This is a genomic window from Streptomyces sp. NRRL WC-3626 (assembly GCF_000718785.1).
In the GTDB taxonomy this organism is placed as follows: Bacteria; Actinomycetota; Actinomycetes; order Streptomycetales; family Streptomycetaceae; genus Streptomyces; species Streptomyces edwardsiae.
In genome coordinates this window covers 326,964-343,729 of sequence record NZ_JOCA01000001.1, presented here as the reverse complement: position 1 = coordinate 343,729, position 16,766 = coordinate 326,964, and the positions used below count along the sequence as shown (strand labels likewise).

The following is a 16,766-nucleotide window of genomic DNA, read 5'->3' as shown; positions in this document are numbered from 1 at the left end:
GTCCCCCCGTCTGGTGATGACTGACGCTCCTTCGACGCGGGAGGGGTGCGGGACGTTGGCGCCGGACGGTCCCGATGCGGTCACGGTCGGGACTCGACAGGGCCACATGGCCCTGGCGGGACCACCGGTGGCGTTTGAGAAGGTGGAGCCATGAGCGGAACACACGCGGCCCCGGGGCGGCACATCGTCGTCGTCGGAGCCGGAATCGCCGGGCTGGCCGCCGCGCACCGGCTGCTGGAGCTCGGGGCGCGGGTCACCGTGCTGGAGGCCTCGGACCGGGTCGGCGGCAAACTGCTGCCGGGCGAGATCGCGGGCGCGCGCGTCGACCTCGGCGCCGAGTCGCTGCTGGCCCGCCGCCCCGAGGCGGTCGGTCTCGCCCGCGAGGTGGGCCTCGCCGACCGCCTCCAGCCGCCGGCCACCGCCTCCGCCTCCCTGTGGACCCGAGGCGCCCTGCACCCCATGCCCAAGGGCCATGTCATGGGCGTACCCGGCACCGCCGAAGCCCTCGCCGGCGTCCTCTCCGACGAGGGGCTCGCCCGGATCGGACGGGACGCCGCCCTGCCCCGCACGGAGGTCGGCGACGACGTGGCCGTGGGCGAGTACGTGGCGGCGCGCGTTGGCCGGGAGGTCGTCGACCGGCTGGTCGAGCCCCTGCTCGGCGGGGTGTACGCCGGTGACGCGTACCGCATCTCGATGCGCTCCGCGGTGCCGCAGCTGTTCGAGGCCGCGCGCACCCACACCTCCCTCACCGAGGCCGTGCGCGGGATCCAGGCCGGGTCCGCCGCCGCCCAGCAGGCCGGCCCCGTCTTCATGGGCATCGCGGGCGGTGTGGGCACCCTCCCGCTCGCGGTCGCCGAGTCCGTACGCGCGCGCGGCGCGGAGATCCTCACCGGTACGCCGGTCACCGGACTGCGCCGCGAACCGGAGGACGGCTGGCGGGTCGTCGCCGGCGACCGGGTGCTGCACGCCGACGCGGTCGTCGTCGCCGTCCCCGCCCCGGCCGCCGCCGCCCTGCTGCGCGCCGAGGCGCCCGGCGCCGCCGCCGAACTCGCCGGTGTCGAGTACGCCTCCATGGCGCTGATCACCCTCGCCTACCGCCGCGCGGAGACCGCCCTGCCCGACGGCAGCGGCTTCCTGGTGCCGCCCGTCGACGGACACACCATCAAGGCGGCCACCTTCGCCTCACGCAAATGGGCCTGGATCGCCGACGAGAACCCGGACCTGGCCGTCCTGCGCACCTCCGTCGGCCGGCACGGCGAGACGGAGATCCTCGGCCGCGACGACGACGGCCTCGTGGACGTCTCCCGGCACGACCTGAAGGCCGCCGTCGGCCTGGACGCCACCCCCGTCGCCACCCGCGTCACCCGCTGGCAGGACGGCCTGCCCCAGTACCCCGTCGGCCACCACGCGCGCGTCGCCCGGGTCCGCGAACACCTCGCGTCTCTCGCCGGTCTCGCCGTGTGCGGCGCGGCCTACGACGGTGTCGGCGTCCCCGCGTGCATCGCGAGCGCGTACGCCGCCGCCGACCAGATCCACGGTGACCCGCGCGCTGTGCGGCAGCTCACCGACCACCCGGTGCAGAGCCTCCACGGCGGAGCAGGAGAATGAGGACATGAGTGACGACGCCACCACCCCCGACCGCATCCCCAACAAGGGCAAGCTGGCCAAGGACCTCAACGAGGTCATCCGCTACACCCTCTGGTCCGTCTTCAGGCTGAAGGACGTCCTGCCTGAGGACCGCGCCGGGTACGCCGACGAGGTCCAGGAGCTGTTCGACCAGCTCGCCGCCAAGGACGTCACGATCCGCGGCACCTACGACGTGTCGGGCCTGCGCGCGGACGCCGACCTCATGATCTGGTGGCACGCCGAGACGGCCGACCAGCTCCAGGAGGCCTACAACCTGTTCCGCCGCACCAGGCTGGGCCGCGCGCTGGAGCCGGTCTGGTCGAACATGGCGCTGCACCGCCCCGCCGAGTTCAACCGGTCGCACATCCCGGCGTTCCTCGCCGACGAGACGCCCCGCAACTATGTGAGCGTCTACCCCTTCGTGCGCTCCTACGACTGGTACCTGCTGCCCGACGAGGACCGACGGCGCATGCTCGCCGACCACGGCAAGATGGCCCGCGGCTACCCCGACGTGCGCGCCAACACGGTCGCCTCGTTCTCCCTCGGCGACTACGAGTGGATCCTCGCCTTCGAGGCCGACGAACTGGACCGGATCGTCGACCTCATGCGCCATCTGCGCGGCTCGGAGGCCCGCAGGCACGTCCGCGAGGAGGTGCCGTTCTACACGGGCCGCCGCAAGGACGTCGCGGAACTCGTCGCCGGCCTGGCCTGATCAGACGGCGGGCCGGGCCTCTTCGGCCGTCCGGCCCGCCGCCACCGGCTTCGGCTCCGGTGCCGGGTGCGGTGCGCAGGAGGCGCGCCGCCCCGGCACCCGGCCGTCCAGCAGATACTCCTCCAGATGGGCGTTGACGCAGGCGTTGGGCCCGCCCGCGAGGCCGTGGCTCCCCGCGTCGCGCTCGGTCACCAGGGTCGACCCGGCCAGCCGCCGGTGCAGCTCCAGGGCGCCGTCGTACGGGGTGGCCGCGTCCCGCTCGGCCGCCAGGATCAGCGTCGGCGGCAGTTCGCCGCTCCCCGCGCGCACGTCCAGCGGACGCTGCCGGGGTGCCTTCCAGAAGGCGCACGGCAGGTTGGTCCACACATTGCCCCAGGTCTCGAAGGGCGCCCGGCGCGCGAGCCGGGTGTTGTCCCGGTCCCACACGTCCCAGTCCGCCGGCCAGGGCGCGTCGTTGCACTCCACCGCGAGGTACACCGCGCGGGTGTTCTCCGCCTCCGCCGCGGCCTGCGGCCAGTCCTGGGCCTGTTCGACCAGCGGCGCGGGATCGCCCTTCAGATACGCCGACAGGGCGTGCGCGCGGTACGGCCAGTAGTCGTCGTAGTAGCCGGTCTTGAGGAACGCCGCCTGCAACTGCGCCGGCCCGACCTTCCCGCCCGCCGGCTTCCTCGCCAGCCGCGCGGCCGCCTTCTCGTACGCGCGCTGCACCTCGCGCGCGGTGCCGCCGAGTCCGTACACGTCGTCGTGCCGGGCCGTCCACGTCTTGAAGTCGCTCCAGCGGTCCTCGAACGCGGCCGACTGGTCGAGGTTGTTGCGGTACCAGATCCGCTTCGGGTCCGGGTTCACCGCCGAGTCGAACACCATCCGCCGTACGTGCGAGGGGAACAGGGTGGCGTACAGCGCGCCGAGGTACGTGCCGTACGACGAGCCCAGGAACGTCAGCCGGTTCTCGCCGAGCGCGGCGCGCAGGACGTCCAGGTCACGGGCGTTGTTGAGTGAGTTGTAGTACCGCAGGGAGCCGCCGCCCCGCTCGGCGCACCCGCGCGCGTAGGCCTCGGCCCGTGCGACGCGCTCCCGCTTCTCCGCGGCCGTCGGGTGTACGGGCGCCTGCGCGGGGCCCTTGAAAAACGTCCCCGGGTCCGCGCAGGACAGCGGTGCCGAACGGCCCACCCCGCGCGGGGCGTAGCCGACGAGGTCGTAGGCCGCCGCGACGCGCTTCCACTCGGGCAGCACGCCCACCATGGGGAAGTACATGCCACTGGCGCCCGGCCCGCCCGGATTGTGGACCAGCGAGCCCTGCCGGCGCACCTTGTGCTTGTCGTTGTCCGGGTCCTTGCCGGTGGCGCGGACGCGGCTGACGGTGAGTTCGAGCTGCTTGCCGTCCGGGCGGGCGTAGTCGAGCGGGACGCGTACGGTGCCGCACCGGACGGTGCCCGGGAGCTCCTGTGCGGCGGGGCACGCGCCGAAGTCGACGCCCGCCGCGGCGGCCCGCGCGGCGGCCGTCGCCGTGCCGCGCACCGCGGCGCCGACGGGCTGTGCGGCGGCCGGGGCGGCGGCCAGGGTGGTGAGCAGCAAGGACCCGGCGGCCATATGGACGGCGGCGGTTCTCATCGGCGATCCCTTCGGTGCACGGCGGCGACAAAAGGGATGTTTCGCACGCCGGCGGCCCGAGGCAAGCACCGATCGCCGGGGTGTCGGCGTCAATGCGCCTCGTGGGACCCCCGGTGCGCGAAGGCGGCGCGCAGTTCGGGTTCGCCCACTGCGCGGAGGCCGCGCACGGCGACGGTGGTGAGATACGCGCGGTCGTCGTCGGTGCCGTGCGGGAGCGCGCCCAGCAGGCGCGCTCCCGCCGGGGAGGCCCAGGGCGAGTACGGGAGGACCTCGAACCGCGCTATGGCCAGACAGCCCAGCGTGAGCACCAGCGGCAGTACGAACCACAGCGCGACGAGCGGGCGCGGCATCTCCGACGCGACCGGCATCAGCAGGGCGACCGCCCCCAGCCCGGCCACCGCCGGCACGGCGAGCCGCACCTGCCGTACCGCGTCCACGACGCTCGTGCCGGCATCGTCGGGCACCGCGAGGCCGGCGCCGACCAGCCGCTCGGATATCCCGCGCACGGCGTCCGCGGCCGCCGCGGCGGCCCGCACCGGCGCGAGGGGCGACTGACCCTGCGGCCCTATCGCCCCTATCACCGACCGTTCCATCTCGTCCCGCCCGCGCGGGTCGACCACGGTCGCCCAGCCGGTGTGCGCGAGCAGCAGCCGCCGCTGGCGGGCCATCGCGATCAGCGTGACGTCGGCGACCCGCGCGGGGCCGCCGGACAGGAACGCGGCCTCGTACAGCGTCAGATCGCGTCCCGCTCCCGTGTCGGGGCCGGGGTCGGCCATGGCGGCGCCGCGCACGGCGGCCAGGCACAGCCGCAGACACGTCACACCGGCGACGGCCCAGGCCAGGAGCAGCAGAGGGACCCAGAACATGAGTTGTTTGTAAGCGACACGGTCACGAACGCGCCATGCCTTGTTCACCATCCGGACGGAGTGTTGTGGGTATGTGACGTTCCGCTTGGATTGTCGGCTGTGCGCCGGGGTTCAGCGCCGCAGCAGCACCCGCCGGGTGGCCCGCGCCAGCCGCACCGCCGGCCTGCGCGAACGCGGCCTCGACCCGGCGCGCTCCAGCCACCACTCCCGCAGCTCGCGCCGTGCGGGAGTGTTCCCCGGCCGTTCGGCCAGTACGTGCTCGGCGAAGTCCAGCGCGTCGCGCCGGTAGCCGCCCGTCATCGGCCGCGTCTGCGCGTACGCGAGGAACGCGGCCCGGTAGCCGTCGCCGAGGATCACCGGCAGTTCGGGCGCGACCCTGGCGACGACATCGGCCCGCTTGGCGGCGAGCGCCCGCGCCTGCACCCCCATCCGCACCCGGTCGAACCCCTCGGGCACGGGCGTCCCGGCGACCAGCGCGGACAGCACGGCGGTCTGCGCGAGCGCGAGCCGCTGCCGGGTGGCGTCACCGGCGCCCTGCCGGGTGCCGGTGCGGACGCCCGCGACCGGGGCCGCCCCCGTCTTCGGTCGGCGCCCCGCCCCCTCCTCGACGGCCCGCCGGATGGCGTCCAACTCCCCCCGTATCTCCTCCGCTTCGGGGAAGTTCTCGTCCCGCTCCAGCAGTACGCCGGGAGGGGAGACGCGGGAGGCGAGGTCGGTGAGCACATCGAGCACCGGCCGCGGCACGGGGTGGGCGTGGCTGTCGTGCCACACGCCGTCCCGCTCGAACCCGCCGGCGACATGGACGTACGCGATGGCCTCCAGGGGCAGTCCGGCGAGCGCCTCGGCCGGGTCCTCGCCCCGGTTGACGTGATTCGTGTGCAGGTTGGCGACGTCGATGAGAAGCCGTACGCCGGTCCGGTCGGCGAGTTCGTAGAGGAACTGGCCCTCGGTCATCTCCTCCCCGGGCCAGGAGATCAGCGCGGCGATGTTCTCCACGGCGAGCGGCACGGGCAGCGCGTCCTGCGCGATACGGACGTTCTCGCACAGCACGTCGAGGGCGTCGCGGGTGCGCGGCACCGGCAGCAGATGCCCGGCCTCGAGCGGCCCGGAGGCGGTCAGCGCGCCGCCCGCCCGGACGAACGCGATGTGCTCGGTGACGAGCGGCGACCCGAACGCCTCGGCCCGCTCCGCGAGCGCGGCCAGCCGCCCCTCGTCGGGCCGCTCGGCCCCGCCGAGCCCGAGCGACACCCCGTGCGGCACGACGGTCACCCCGCGCTCGCGCAGTCGTACCAGCGACTCGGGCAGATGCCCGGGACACACGTTCTCGGCCACGGCCTCGACCCAGTCGATCCCCGGCATGTTCTCGACGGCCTCCGCGATCTCCGGCCGCCACCCGATCCCCGTCCCCAGCCACACCATCGTCCCCACCCCTCCCGGCCCCGTCCGGCCCCCGTAGTGAGAGGGGTATCACCCCCCGGTTCGCCCCCGAACCGTCCTCCGCCGCCTTCAGAGCAACATTTGAGGTTGCGCCGAGGGCCGGCGCCACGCCGCGCCGTGGCGGTGCGGATCCGGCACGAAGTACCGGCAACCCTCCACTTTCTCGCGCAACTTCCTTTCATGTCCGACTCGTTGACGCTCTCCCTGCTCAGTACTACTTTGCGAGAGCGCTCTCAACCCCCCACCTCCGCCTAGCACCCTGCCCCGTGTGCGAGGGGCCCGTCGCTGTCGCCGGCGGGTCCGCGCGCGGCCCCCTCAGGTGTCATCAGGGCAGGAAGGCGCCCCACAGAGGGAGCAGTCCGCCCATGGATCTCCTCCGAAGAACCCGCCGACGGCAGCTCGCGGTCCTGCTCGCGCTCACCCTGTGCGCGCTGCTGCCCCCTACCGCGTCCGCGTCCGTCTCCGCCGCCGTCTGCAACACGTACTGCGACGGCCGTGACCCCGCCCTCTCCCCGGGCGACCGCGCACCCGTCACGGCGAGCGTCCACGGACGGTCGGTCGTCCTGCACTTCGACGACGCCGACGCGATGGGCTGGGCCTCGGTCGGCAACGGCGGCCCCGGTGACGAGGTCTGGCTCGACCGCTCCTTCGACGGCGGCCGGACCTGGAGCCGGGGAAGCAGGCTCGGCGCCACCGCCGTACCGTCGGGGCAGCGCGGATGGCGCACCCTGATGTACAACGTCGACGACTGGGGCGCGCACGGCGTCGGCGCGCTGCGGGCCTGCGGCAGGGCCGGTGACCGCCCCGAGATCGCCTGCACCGCCTGGGCGCGCACCACATGGAACGCCGGCGACCGGCGCACCGCGGCGGCCACCGGGCTGATGACGCTCTACGACTACTCGACCGGCCTGTTCGCCACCACCGGCTGGTGGAACTCGGCGAACGCGCTCACCGCCGTCATCGACAACATCCGCGTGTCGGGCATGGGCAGTTACCGGTACGCCGTCGCCCGCACCTACGACCTCAACGTGAACGCGCGGCAGGGGCAGTTCCGCAACGAGTACGTCGACGACACCGGCTGGTGGGGCCTGGCCTGGGTGGCCGCCTACGATCTCACCGGCGACAGCCGCTATCTCGCCACCGCCCGCGCGGACGCCGACCACATGGCCGCCCACTGGGACTCCACCTGCGGCGGCGGGGTGTGGTGGAGCACCGCCCGGACGTACAAGAACGCGATCGCCAACTCCCTCTACATCGAGCTCAACGCCGCGCTGCACAACCGGATCCCGGGCGAGCGGACCCACCTCGACCGGGCACGGGCCGGCTGGTCCTGGTTCCGGGGCACGGGCATGGTGAACGGCTCGAACCTGGTCAACGACGGTATCGGCCTCGGGACCTGCCGCAACAACGGCGACACGGTGTGGTCGTACAACCAGGGCGTGCTGCTCGGCGCCCTCACCGAGCTGTACCGGGCGACCGGCGACGGCGGCCTGCTCACCGACGCACGCCGGATCGCCGACGCCGCCACCACCTCGTCCGCGCTCAACACGGCGGACGGCATCCTGCGCGACCCCTGCGAGAACGGCGACTGCGGCGCGGACGGGCCGTCGTTCAAGGGCGCGCACGTACGCGGGCTCGGGGAGCTGAACACCGTACTCGCGGACCACCCGTACACCCCCTACCTCCGGCGGCAGGCCGACCGCGCCCACGCGAGCGACCGCAACGCCCTCGACCAGTACGGGCTGCGCTGGTACGGGCCGCTCGACACCGTGGACGCGGCGCGTCAGCACAGCGCCGTCGATCTGTTCAACGCCGCACCCCGACCGACGGAAGGGAAGAGATGATGTCCGACCGCGCTCACCGCTTCCTCGGCACCATAGTGGCCCTCGGCCTCGCCCTGGCCGGGCTGGTCGCCCTGCCCGCCCCCGCGCGGGCGGCGACGCCGGTGTGCGCGCTGGCCTGCGACACCCTCGACCCGTCCAGGGCGGCGCGGGACACCTTCCCCGTACCGGCCCGGAACATCAACGGCAGGACCCTGCGGCTGCATGTGTCCGATCCGGACAGCATGGCCTGGGCGAGCATCGACAACGCTGTCACCGGGGACGCCGTATGGCTGGACCGCTCCTGGGACCGCGGCGCCACCTGGGAACCCCTCCTCGGCAAGGCGTCCGTTCCCGGCACCTGGACCGGTACGCGGACGCTGATGTACAACATCACCGACCCGGTCGGCCGCCGGCGCGGCTGGATCCGCGCCTGCGGCGACGCGGCCGGGGTCGCCTGCACCGACTGGGTGTACCCGCGGGTCTGCGACGGCACGTCGTGCGACGGCGCCGACCCGGCCGGCGCGGCCGGCGACGACCGCCCGGTACCGGCGGCGACCCTGTTCGGGCGCACCATCAGCCTCCACATGGACCACGCGAACGGCATGGCGTGGGGCGTCATCGAGAACGGCGGCGCGGGCGACGAGATCTGGCTCGACCGCTCCTGGGACGGCGGCGCGACCTGGCCGGAGGGCTCCTCCCTCGGCCGCACGGGCGTCCCGTCCGGCGCGGCCGGCACCCGTACGGACATGTACGCCACCCGGGACCCGCGCGGCCTTCTCCCCGGCGGCGCGGTCCGCGCGTGCGGCCGGGAAGCGGCCCACCAGGAGGGCGGTTGTACGGCGTGGGCCCGGCCCGCGCCGACCCGGGCACGCGCCGCGGCCGACGCGCTGATGGCGTCGTACCGGACCGACGAGGGCTGGTGGCGCAGCAGTTGGTGGAACTCGGCGGTCGCGATCACCACGGTCATGGACTTCGCCCGGAAGACCGGACGGCACGACTACGACTGGGCCGTCTCCCGCACCTTCGAGCAGAACAAGGGCGTCTTCCCCGCGGGCGCCCGCAGTTCGGACCCGGTCGAGGGCCACTTCATCAGCCGCGCCGTCGACGACGCGGGCTGGTGGGGCATCGCGTGGGTGACCGCGTACGACCGGACACGTGAACGGCGTTACCTGGACGAGGCGGTGACCATCGCCGGCTATCTGCACCAGCACTGGGACCCGTCCACCTGCGGCGGCGGCATGTGGTGGGACCGGGAGCACACCTACAAGAACGCCGTCACCAGCGGCCTGTACCTGTGGCTGACGACCGCGCTGCACCAGCGCCTCGCCGGTGACACGGTGTGGGGCGAGCGCGCGACCACGGCGGCGGACTGGTACCTGGACAGCGGGCTGATCAACTCCTCGGGCCTGGTCAACGACGGCCTGACCCGCTCCTGCGCCAACAACGGCCAGACGGTGTGGAGTTACAACCAGGGCCTGGCCATCGGCGCCTTCACCCAGCTCTGGCGGTCCACCGGCGGGGCCCGCTATCTCGACACCGCCCGACGCCTGGCGGACGCGGCGACGACCTCACCCCGGCTGACCCGCGACGGCATCCTCACCGAGTCCTGCGACATCGGCACGGCCTCCTGCGACGACAACCAGAAGCAGTTCAAGGGAATCTTCGTACGCCACCTCGCCGACCTCGCCGACGCCACCGGCTCGACCGCCTACCGCACCTACCTCGCCCGCCAGTCCGACTCGATCTGGACCACCGACCGCGACCCCCTCAACCGCCTCGGCCAACGCTGGTCCGGCACCACCCCCAACCAGACCGACTGGCGCACCCAGGCCGGCGCCCTGTCGGCCCTCACCGCGGCCCCCTGACCCCCGGTCACCGCCGCCCGCGGACCTGGGGAGCCAGCAGGGCCGCGGCGGTGGCGACCACGATCAGCCCGGCACACCCCGCCAGCGCCTCCTGGGTGCCGACGGCATCGGCGGCGGGCCCGGCCACGAGCAGCCCCAGCGGCGCGAACGCCAGCGACCCGAACCACTCGTAGGAGGCGACACGGGACAGCGACTCCTCGGGGATCTCGCGCTGGATGGTGGTGGACCACAGCACGGCGAAGACGTCCGCGGCGATCCCCGAGCAGAACATGGCCACGGCGGTCACCCACACCGGTGCCGAAGCGGCCAGCAGGGCGATCGGCAGGGCGGCGGGAAACGTGGCCAGCACCGCCACCAGCACGGGCCGGCCGACCCGCACCCGGGCGGCCAGCCCGGCGCCCGCGATGGTGCCGAGCGCCTGCGCTGCGACGATCACGGACCACGCGCGGGCGCCGCCCAGCTCCTCCTCGGCCACCAGGGGCCCCAGGACACCCGCGTTGGCGTTCAGCGCGGCCACCACGACGGTGTACTGCGCCACGACCACCCACAGCCACTGGCGCGAGGCGAACTCCCGCCAGCCCTCCTTCAGATCGTCCAGGGCGGAGGACGACTTCCCCGCCCGGCCGGGGACCCGCAGCCGCGCCGTGAGCACCGCGCTGACGACGAACGACCCGGCGTTGAGCGCCAGCGCCCAGCCGGCGCCGATCCACGCGACGGTGACGCCCGACAGGGCGAGCCCGAGCAGCAGGGACGTGTTGGTGCCCACCCGCAGCAGCCCGTTCGCCTGCTGCAGCCGACCCGCCGGCACCACGAGCGGCACCAGACCGTCCATCGCGGGGGAGAACAGGGCGGTCGCGGTGCCGGCCACCACCGCCAGCACACACATGAGGAGCAGCGGGGCGTGCCCCGACAGGACCAGGGCGGCCAGACCGGCGTACGCGCCCGCGCCCACGATGTCGGCGGCCACCATGAGCCGCGCCCGGGACATCCGGTCGGCGATCACCCCGCCGACCAGGATGAACAACAGCTGCGGCAGCGCCTGACAGGCCAGCACCAGCGACAGCCGACCCGGCGTCGCACCGGGCAGCCCCAGCACGGCGAACCCGAGCGCCACCCGGGCGAACCCGTTGCCGAGGACCGAGACGGTCCGGGCCGAGGCGAGCAGCAGGAACTGCCGGTCACGCCAGAGAACAGGATGATGATCGCAATCCACAGCCACGGCGCCGCACCCTACGCGTCCCGCGCGGGCCTCCGACGTCAATCAGCCACCGGCCGCCGACAGGACGATGTCCGCCTCGTCCATGAGGCGGCGCTCCGACGGTGTGAACGTGGGAGCGGTGAGCTGGGGGCGCGACGGGCCCCTCACCGCCGCGGCCAGGACGCCGGGGCGGAGCAGGGAGATGCCTGACGTCTGCAGCGTCAGTACGTCCGTCATCGCCGTCGCGACGTGGTACGAGCCCGTGGCGGTGCGGGAGAGGCGGCTGACGTAGCGGTGCAGGAGCCGGTCGGCGAAGCCGGCCTTCCCGCCCGTGGTCGTGGGGTAGTGGATGTCCTGGCCGACGGCGAGGCTCCAGGCGAGGTGAACCGGGCGGGCGATGGCCCGTTGCGCCTGCCGCGCCAGTCCGGTGCGCAGGCCGGCGGCCGCCAGCCGGTCGCGGAGCGCGACGGCGCCCAGTGCGGCCACCGACATGCCGTGGCCGTAGACCGGGTTGAACGCGGCGACGGAGTCGCCCACCGCGACGAGCCCTTCCGGCCAGGATCCCAACCGCTCGTAGTAGTAGCGGCGGTTGACCGTGCTGCGCGTGACCACGACGTCGGTGAGCGGCTCCGCACGGTCGAGCAGGTCCGCGACGACGGGATGCCGCAGCGTCCGGGCGTACGGCGCGAAGGCGTCCGGATCCCGGGTGGGCTGCCCGCCGGAGGTACCCATCAGGCTGACGTGCCAGCGCCCGTCCTCGATGGGGACGATGCCGCCGGCCCGGGGCAGCCGCGGGTCGGCCTGGATGTTGATCACGGGCCAGTTCCGGGTGGCCACGGGAGCGCGGTAGACGCGGCTGGCGTAGGCCAGCCCGGAGTCGAGCCGGTCCTCCCGTACCCGCCCGAGTCCCAGCTCCGCCAGCCAGCGCGGGGTACGCGAGGCGCGGCCGGAGGCGTCGACGACGAGGTCGGCGGTCACCTCCGACTCCGCACCGCCGGCCTCCCGTACGCGTACGCCCGTGATCCGGCGGGCGTCCCCCAGCAGTGCGGTGACCCTGGTGAGCGGGCGGACGGTGACGTTCGGGGCCTTGAGGACGTGCTCACGGACCACGAAGTCGGTCAGGTCCCTGCTGGCGGCGATCAGATGGTGGCTGTCCCGCTTCCAGCGGCGGTACCAGCCCTCGGGGGAGTACATGATCATGTTGGTGGTCATGGGTACGCGGTGCGCGCCCGCCGCGAGGAGCCGGCCGACCGCTCCCGGCAGAAGGTCGTCGACCGCGTCGGCCCCGCCGGAGAGCAGGATGTGGAAGTGCGCGGCCTGCGGCACGCCGGCGCGCGGCTCCGGCCCCGCGGGTATCTCGTGCGTCTCGAGGATCTCGACCCGGTCGACGTGGTCCTTGACGGCGGCGGCGGCGAGCATGCCGGCGATGCTGCCGCCGATGACGACGGCTCTGGTCGGCCGCGGGTGTGACCGTTCAGTCATGACGAACTGCTTTCTGCGGGGGCACCGCGGTGCCGCGGAGATCGGTGACGACGGGGGAGGCGAGTGCCCGGGAGAGCGGGACGAGGTCGTGCGGACGCCACGGCGGCGGCCCGGCGGTCCTGGCGCGCCCGGCCGCCGGCCGCTGAGCCCCGGCCGCGACGATCATGGCCGCGTCCGCGGCGATCGCGGCGCCCCGGTCGTCGACTCCCCGGGAGAGCGCGGCGAGGTGCGCGCGGTCGCGTACCGCGGTGTCGAGGTACGGGGCCAGGACGAGCAGCGCGTCGTAGATGCTGGTCTGCCGCCACGTCAGGCGCACGGCCGGCGAGGACCACCACGGCAGCGACGTGCGGCCGGCCCCGGGCGTCGGCACATGCCGCAGCTCCCGCCACAGCGGGGCGAGTGCCCGGAACCGGCGCAGCGAGCCCAGTGTCTCCGCCGCACGCGGACCGAGCAGGGGAAGGCTGAACCCGGTGACGGCGAGCAGGGCGGACGGAGCGGCGAACTGGGGGGCGACCCGGTCGATGAGGAAGTTCAGGTCGTGCCCGGTCCACGCCGCGCCGACCGCGACGAGTTTGACGACGTCGTAACACACGTGGAGCAGGTAGGCGGGGGCGAGGATCCGCAGACCGGCGCGCAGCGAACCGTGCACCTGCGTGGACCAGCGCCAGCACAGGACGCTGACGGACAGGGTCGCCGCACCCTGCGCCAGCAGGTACACGACGATCATCTCCCTGATGTACGGCGTGGTGGCGTAGTAGCCGTCGAACAGCGTGAGTTGTTCCACCGGCGCGTCGCCCAGCCGGAACAGCACGACGATCGCCACGACGACGAGGCTGTAGACCGCGACGCAGACGCGTGAGGCCCGGCGGGTCCGCTCTGGCGGCGAGGGACGCCAGTTGATGATCAGCAGCAGACTGGCCCCGGAGAACGCGGCCATCGCCGAATACGCCACCGGCGCGGCGAAGTTCGGCACCCCGGTGAAGCGGTTGAGCGCGGCGATCGAATCGGGCGCCGCGAAGAAGAAGACCAATGCCGCGGTGAGGAGCAGCAGGCACGCCACCCGCAGAAGCGTGTCCTGGCGCCGGCGGAACAGCGCGGGGAGCTTCACCAGGCAGATCGCCAGGAGTAACGCCCCGCAGATGTAGAACGCGGTGTTGCTGGGGCCGTGGGTCACCGGGGACTCCTCGGTGGGAGAGGCGGGCAGTGTCGTGGGAACGCGTCAGAACCCTCTGATGCGGTGCGCCAGCGACCCCCGGATGCGGCCGGCCAGATCCTCCAGGTCCGCCGACGAGCGGGCCTCCGTCAGGGCGGTGCGCACGGTCGTCGCGAAGCGCACACCGAAGATCTCGGCCTCTCCTTCCTGATGCGCCTCGCCGGCGTCCGCCCGCATGGCGACATGGAGCCCCAGGTCGCCGTGCCCGACCACCGGCGACGCGTCGGCCTCCCCCTCCGACAGCAGGGTGACGAGGTGCTCCAGGGACCCGGCGGCGGACGGGTTCCGCGCGCGCGTGGCGATCGCCCCGTGTTCGGTGAGCGAGGACCGGTGCCCCTGGAACATGTGCCAGAGCTCATGGCCGATGATCACAAGCTGGTGGCCGGGATCGGTGTGCTTCTCGTAGGCCAGGAGGTCGAACTCGGCGCAGTCGATCCACACCCCGCTGGCGGTGTCGGGCGGAAACGCCACGGCACGCAGCCGGACGGGCCGGCCACGTACCTCGGTGGAGGCCCTTCCGACCGCGGCGACCAGGTCCTCGTCGCGGTCCGGGACGTCGAGCGCGGCGATCAGCCGGGCATTGAGGCGTCGCATGGTCATGGCGCCGGATCTCACCGTTCGTCCTCGCCCTCGTCGTCCTGTTCCTGCTCGAGCAGCGCCGTCAGTGCCGCGTCGAGGACCCGCCACTGTTTCTCGGGCAGGGCGTGCGCCCGTCTCAGGGCGATGCCCCGGACGTCGTCGTGGTCCGACAGCCGGGCGGCCCCGGACGCCGGGGTCCGTCCCGCCGCCGACCGCGCCTCGAGCCGCAGCCGTCGGAGTACGGGCTGCAGTGCCGCGTCGAGTGCGGGTACCGCCTCGACCGACAGGAATCCGTTGGGTCTGCCGAAGAAGTACGTCTCGATGCCGGCCTGCGTCGCGGCCAGAGGACCACCTTGCGCGCTGCTCCTGACGATCGCGGAGATGGCCGCGCCCGACAGGCCGAACGACGTGGCGATCTCCTGATAGGACGGACGTGTTCCGTCCGGGCGGCGGCGCGTGTCACGAAGATGCCGGATGCGGTGGCGGACCCGGTCACCGAAGGGCTCCTCGGCCACTTCTTCCCCGCGCAGCAGCCCGGTGATCACATCGGGCGGGACTCCCGTCTCCCGATGGAGCCCGCCGATGTCGAGTACGTCGCCACGCGTCCGGCCGGGATCAAGGAGCAGGCCGTCGATGCGGCTCAGGGTCGTGGCGAGGGCCGCACGCGGTGCTCGCACCTGCGGATCCCCTCTTGTCGGCTACCGGCGTCCGCAGTGAACGATAGCCACCGAACAGGGGACTTCAAGAGGATTTGCGGGCGATATCAAGACCGGTTGACGTCCGGAAACCGCCGCAGTCCGGTGTGTTCGGCCGCGCACACGTGGGACGCGGGAATCAGCTTGGGCGCGACGGGAATCGGCGCGCGCGGGCGCCGTACGGATTCATCCGTCCGCCGCCGGGGGCCGGTCCGGCCCGAGTTCCGCCAGCAGCGTCGGGAGCAGCGCCTCCAGCAGCTCCGGCCCTTCGGCGTGGCCCGGGGCGCTGCGGGCCGCGATGGACCGCACACCGCGGGCCTGCAGATCGGCCAGCATCTTCACGGTCTTCAACTGCCGCACGAGCGGGCCGACATACGAAGCCAGCGCCTCGCCCTCGCTGAGCGAGCACCATCCCACCCGCACCCCGAAGAAGCGCTCCAGAGCGGCGGCGACCTCCCGGCCCGGCTCGTTCCGGCCGGACAGCAGGTGGTGCACTCCTCCCTGGGACACGGCATGGCCGGTGCCCGCGGAGATCGCGCGCGTCGAGTACTCCTTGCCCCGCGCGTCCAGCCGGGTCCGCTTCAGGAAGAGCAGACGCTCGCTGAACGGCCTGCGGGCCGTGTCCGCCGGCCCGCCCGCCAGCCGTGCGGCGACCCGCTCCGGTGTGACGCCGGTGGCGAAGCCGACGGCGCCCACATCGAGGAGACGGTCCCAGGTGAGCCCGAGATCGCCGAGGAGCCGGTCACCCTCGGCCAGTACGGCCGTGAACGCGTCGTCCGCCGATGCGGCATCCGTCACCAGTCGCTCTCCCAGGGTGTCCAGTGCTCCGGAGGGTGGTGACACGAGGCTATCCCGGCTCACGGCCCGGCGCAGTCGGCTGACCGGCGCTCGTACGACGTGCGTCCCAACTCTCCGCGTGTTTACAGATGTTGACAGTGTGCGGGGGCTTCTACGAGGATCGGTCCCGTGCGAAGGGCCGGCCAGGCTTGGGGGAGGGCCGGCCCGCGCCGTGCTCTGTCCCATGACCCTCGAGCGGGCCGCCGACGGCCCTGAGAAGGAGAACGACGATGGCGCAGGCACCGCTGACCGCATCCGGGGAGCACGGGCACCTTCGCTCGCCGGATCCGCACCGCCTCAAAACCCCCTTGAGAGAGCGCCCGGTCCAAGGATCCCGTCCTCGGGCCGGGTCGGGTCGGGACGCCAGCAGGACCGCGCCGCCGAAGGCCGCGCGGTCCGTCCTCGACCTCGGCTGGGGCACCAGGCCTCACACCCGGTGCCCCAGCACCACTTCCACCCGTGACACGCGGTGAGTGCCATGGCCGGCGAGTTCGAGTAGGCATGGGCGACCCGCCTCGAGGAAATTCCGGTGAATCCGTTGAGACCGCAAGCGACGCTGCACACCGATGACTTCACGCGCGACGATGTCGAGGCGTTCCACCGCCTGATGACGGAACTCGTCGACAAGTGCCGGGCGGTCGGCGAGCAGCACCCCGCCGCATGGCAGCCGGACTCGCCCGACTTATTACGTCAGTTCGGTGAGTCGATGGTGATCATCGCCGACCTCTCCAGGACGCTGCACCACAGCCGCCGGGGAATCCGCAGAATCCTGGACCGGGCCCGCTACCGGCTGTGAGGCCGCGGGGGCACGGCGGCGGCGGT

At 73.4% G+C, this 16,766-nt stretch carries 14 protein-coding genes; 5 read left to right on the top strand and 9 right to left on the bottom strand.

From position 1 onward, the window contains the following. Positions 1-150 precede the first annotated feature (150 nt). Positions 151-1,608, top strand: a complete 1,458-nt coding sequence (hemG, locus tag IF28_RS0101565; RefSeq protein WP_030212622.1) for a protoporphyrinogen oxidase — start codon at positions 151-153, stop codon at positions 1,606-1,608. A gap of 4 nt (positions 1,609-1,612) precedes the next feature. Continuing rightward, on the top strand, positions 1,613-2,338 hold the full coding sequence (gene hemQ / locus IF28_RS0101560; protein ID WP_030212619.1) for a hydrogen peroxide-dependent heme synthase: 726 nt from the start codon (positions 1,613-1,615) through the stop codon (positions 2,336-2,338). Here hemQ and IF28_RS0101555 read toward each other — a convergent pair whose 3' ends face one another. From IF28_RS0101555 to IF28_RS0101545, 3 genes are all read right to left on the bottom strand, one after another. Continuing rightward, positions 2,339-3,949 (bottom strand): alpha/beta hydrolase, encoded by a 1,611-nt coding sequence (locus tag IF28_RS0101555; RefSeq protein ID WP_030212617.1) that lies wholly within the window; start codon positions 3,947-3,949, stop codon positions 2,339-2,341. It lies immediately after the preceding gene. 89 nt (positions 3,950-4,038) lie between these two features. After that, a complete protein-coding gene (locus tag IF28_RS0101550; RefSeq protein WP_030212615.1) occupies positions 4,039-4,815 on the bottom strand; it encodes a TIGR04222 domain-containing membrane protein in 777 nt (258 codons plus the stop codon). Positions 4,816-4,926: 111 nt separating this feature from the next. After that, entirely contained in the window at positions 4,927-6,234 is a 1,308-nt protein-coding gene (locus IF28_RS0101545) for a DUF692 domain-containing protein (protein WP_030212613.1), read from the bottom strand. A gap of 383 nt (positions 6,235-6,617) precedes the next feature. Between IF28_RS0101545 and IF28_RS0101540 the strand changes: the two genes are divergently transcribed. Together IF28_RS0101540 and IF28_RS0101535 are read left to right on the top strand one after the other, a co-directional pair. Continuing rightward, the gene (locus tag IF28_RS0101540; protein WP_030212610.1) at positions 6,618-8,096 is read left to right on the top strand and encodes a glycoside hydrolase family 76 protein; all 1,479 of its coding nucleotides are present in this window, start codon (positions 6,618-6,620) and stop codon (positions 8,094-8,096) included. Next, a complete protein-coding gene (locus tag IF28_RS0101535) occupies positions 8,096-9,940 on the top strand; it encodes a glycoside hydrolase family 76 protein (RefSeq protein ID WP_030212607.1) in 1,845 nt (614 codons plus the stop codon). The genes IF28_RS0101540 and IF28_RS0101535 overlap by 1 nt, the downstream gene beginning before the upstream one ends. Before the next feature lie 7 nt (positions 9,941-9,947). On the opposite strand, the gene IF28_RS0101530 is transcribed toward IF28_RS0101535, so the two are convergent. The 6 genes from IF28_RS0101530 to IF28_RS0101505 all read right to left on the bottom strand — a co-directional run bounded on the left by IF28_RS0101530 (position 9,948) and on the right by IF28_RS0101505 (position 15,905). Beyond that, complete coding sequence (locus IF28_RS0101530) at positions 9,948-11,159, bottom strand: MFS transporter (protein ID WP_037892304.1); 1,212 nt, start codon at positions 11,157-11,159, stop codon at positions 9,948-9,950. Between the two features lie 42 nt (positions 11,160-11,201). Further along, the gene (locus IF28_RS0101525; protein WP_030212603.1) at positions 11,202-12,620 is read right to left on the bottom strand and encodes an NAD(P)/FAD-dependent oxidoreductase; all 1,419 of its coding nucleotides are present in this window, start codon (positions 12,618-12,620) and stop codon (positions 11,202-11,204) included. Further along, complete coding sequence (locus IF28_RS0101520; RefSeq protein ID WP_037892302.1) at positions 12,613-13,794, bottom strand: MAB_1171c family putative transporter; 1,182 nt, start codon at positions 13,792-13,794, stop codon at positions 12,613-12,615. Before IF28_RS0101520 ends, IF28_RS0101525 begins: the two co-directional genes overlap by 8 nt. Positions 13,795-13,839: 45 nt before the next feature. Beyond that, the gene (locus tag IF28_RS0101515; protein ID WP_051713565.1) at positions 13,840-14,433 is read right to left on the bottom strand and encodes a hypothetical protein; all 594 of its coding nucleotides are present in this window, start codon (positions 14,431-14,433) and stop codon (positions 13,840-13,842) included. Positions 14,434-14,444: 11 nt separating this feature from the next. Further along, a complete protein-coding gene (locus IF28_RS0101510; protein WP_051713564.1) occupies positions 14,445-15,089 on the bottom strand; it encodes a hypothetical protein in 645 nt (214 codons plus the stop codon). 204 nt (positions 15,090-15,293) lie between these two features. After that, positions 15,294-15,905 (bottom strand): hypothetical protein, encoded by a 612-nt coding sequence (locus IF28_RS0101505; protein ID WP_030212596.1) that lies wholly within the window; start codon positions 15,903-15,905, stop codon positions 15,294-15,296. Between the two features lie 568 nt (positions 15,906-16,473). Between IF28_RS0101505 and IF28_RS0101500 the strand changes: the two genes are divergently transcribed. Next, positions 16,474-16,740, top strand: coding sequence for a hypothetical protein (locus IF28_RS0101500; RefSeq protein ID WP_234324826.1), 267 nt, complete (start codon positions 16,474-16,476; stop codon positions 16,738-16,740). The last annotated feature ends 26 nt before the right edge of the window (positions 16,741-16,766 follow it).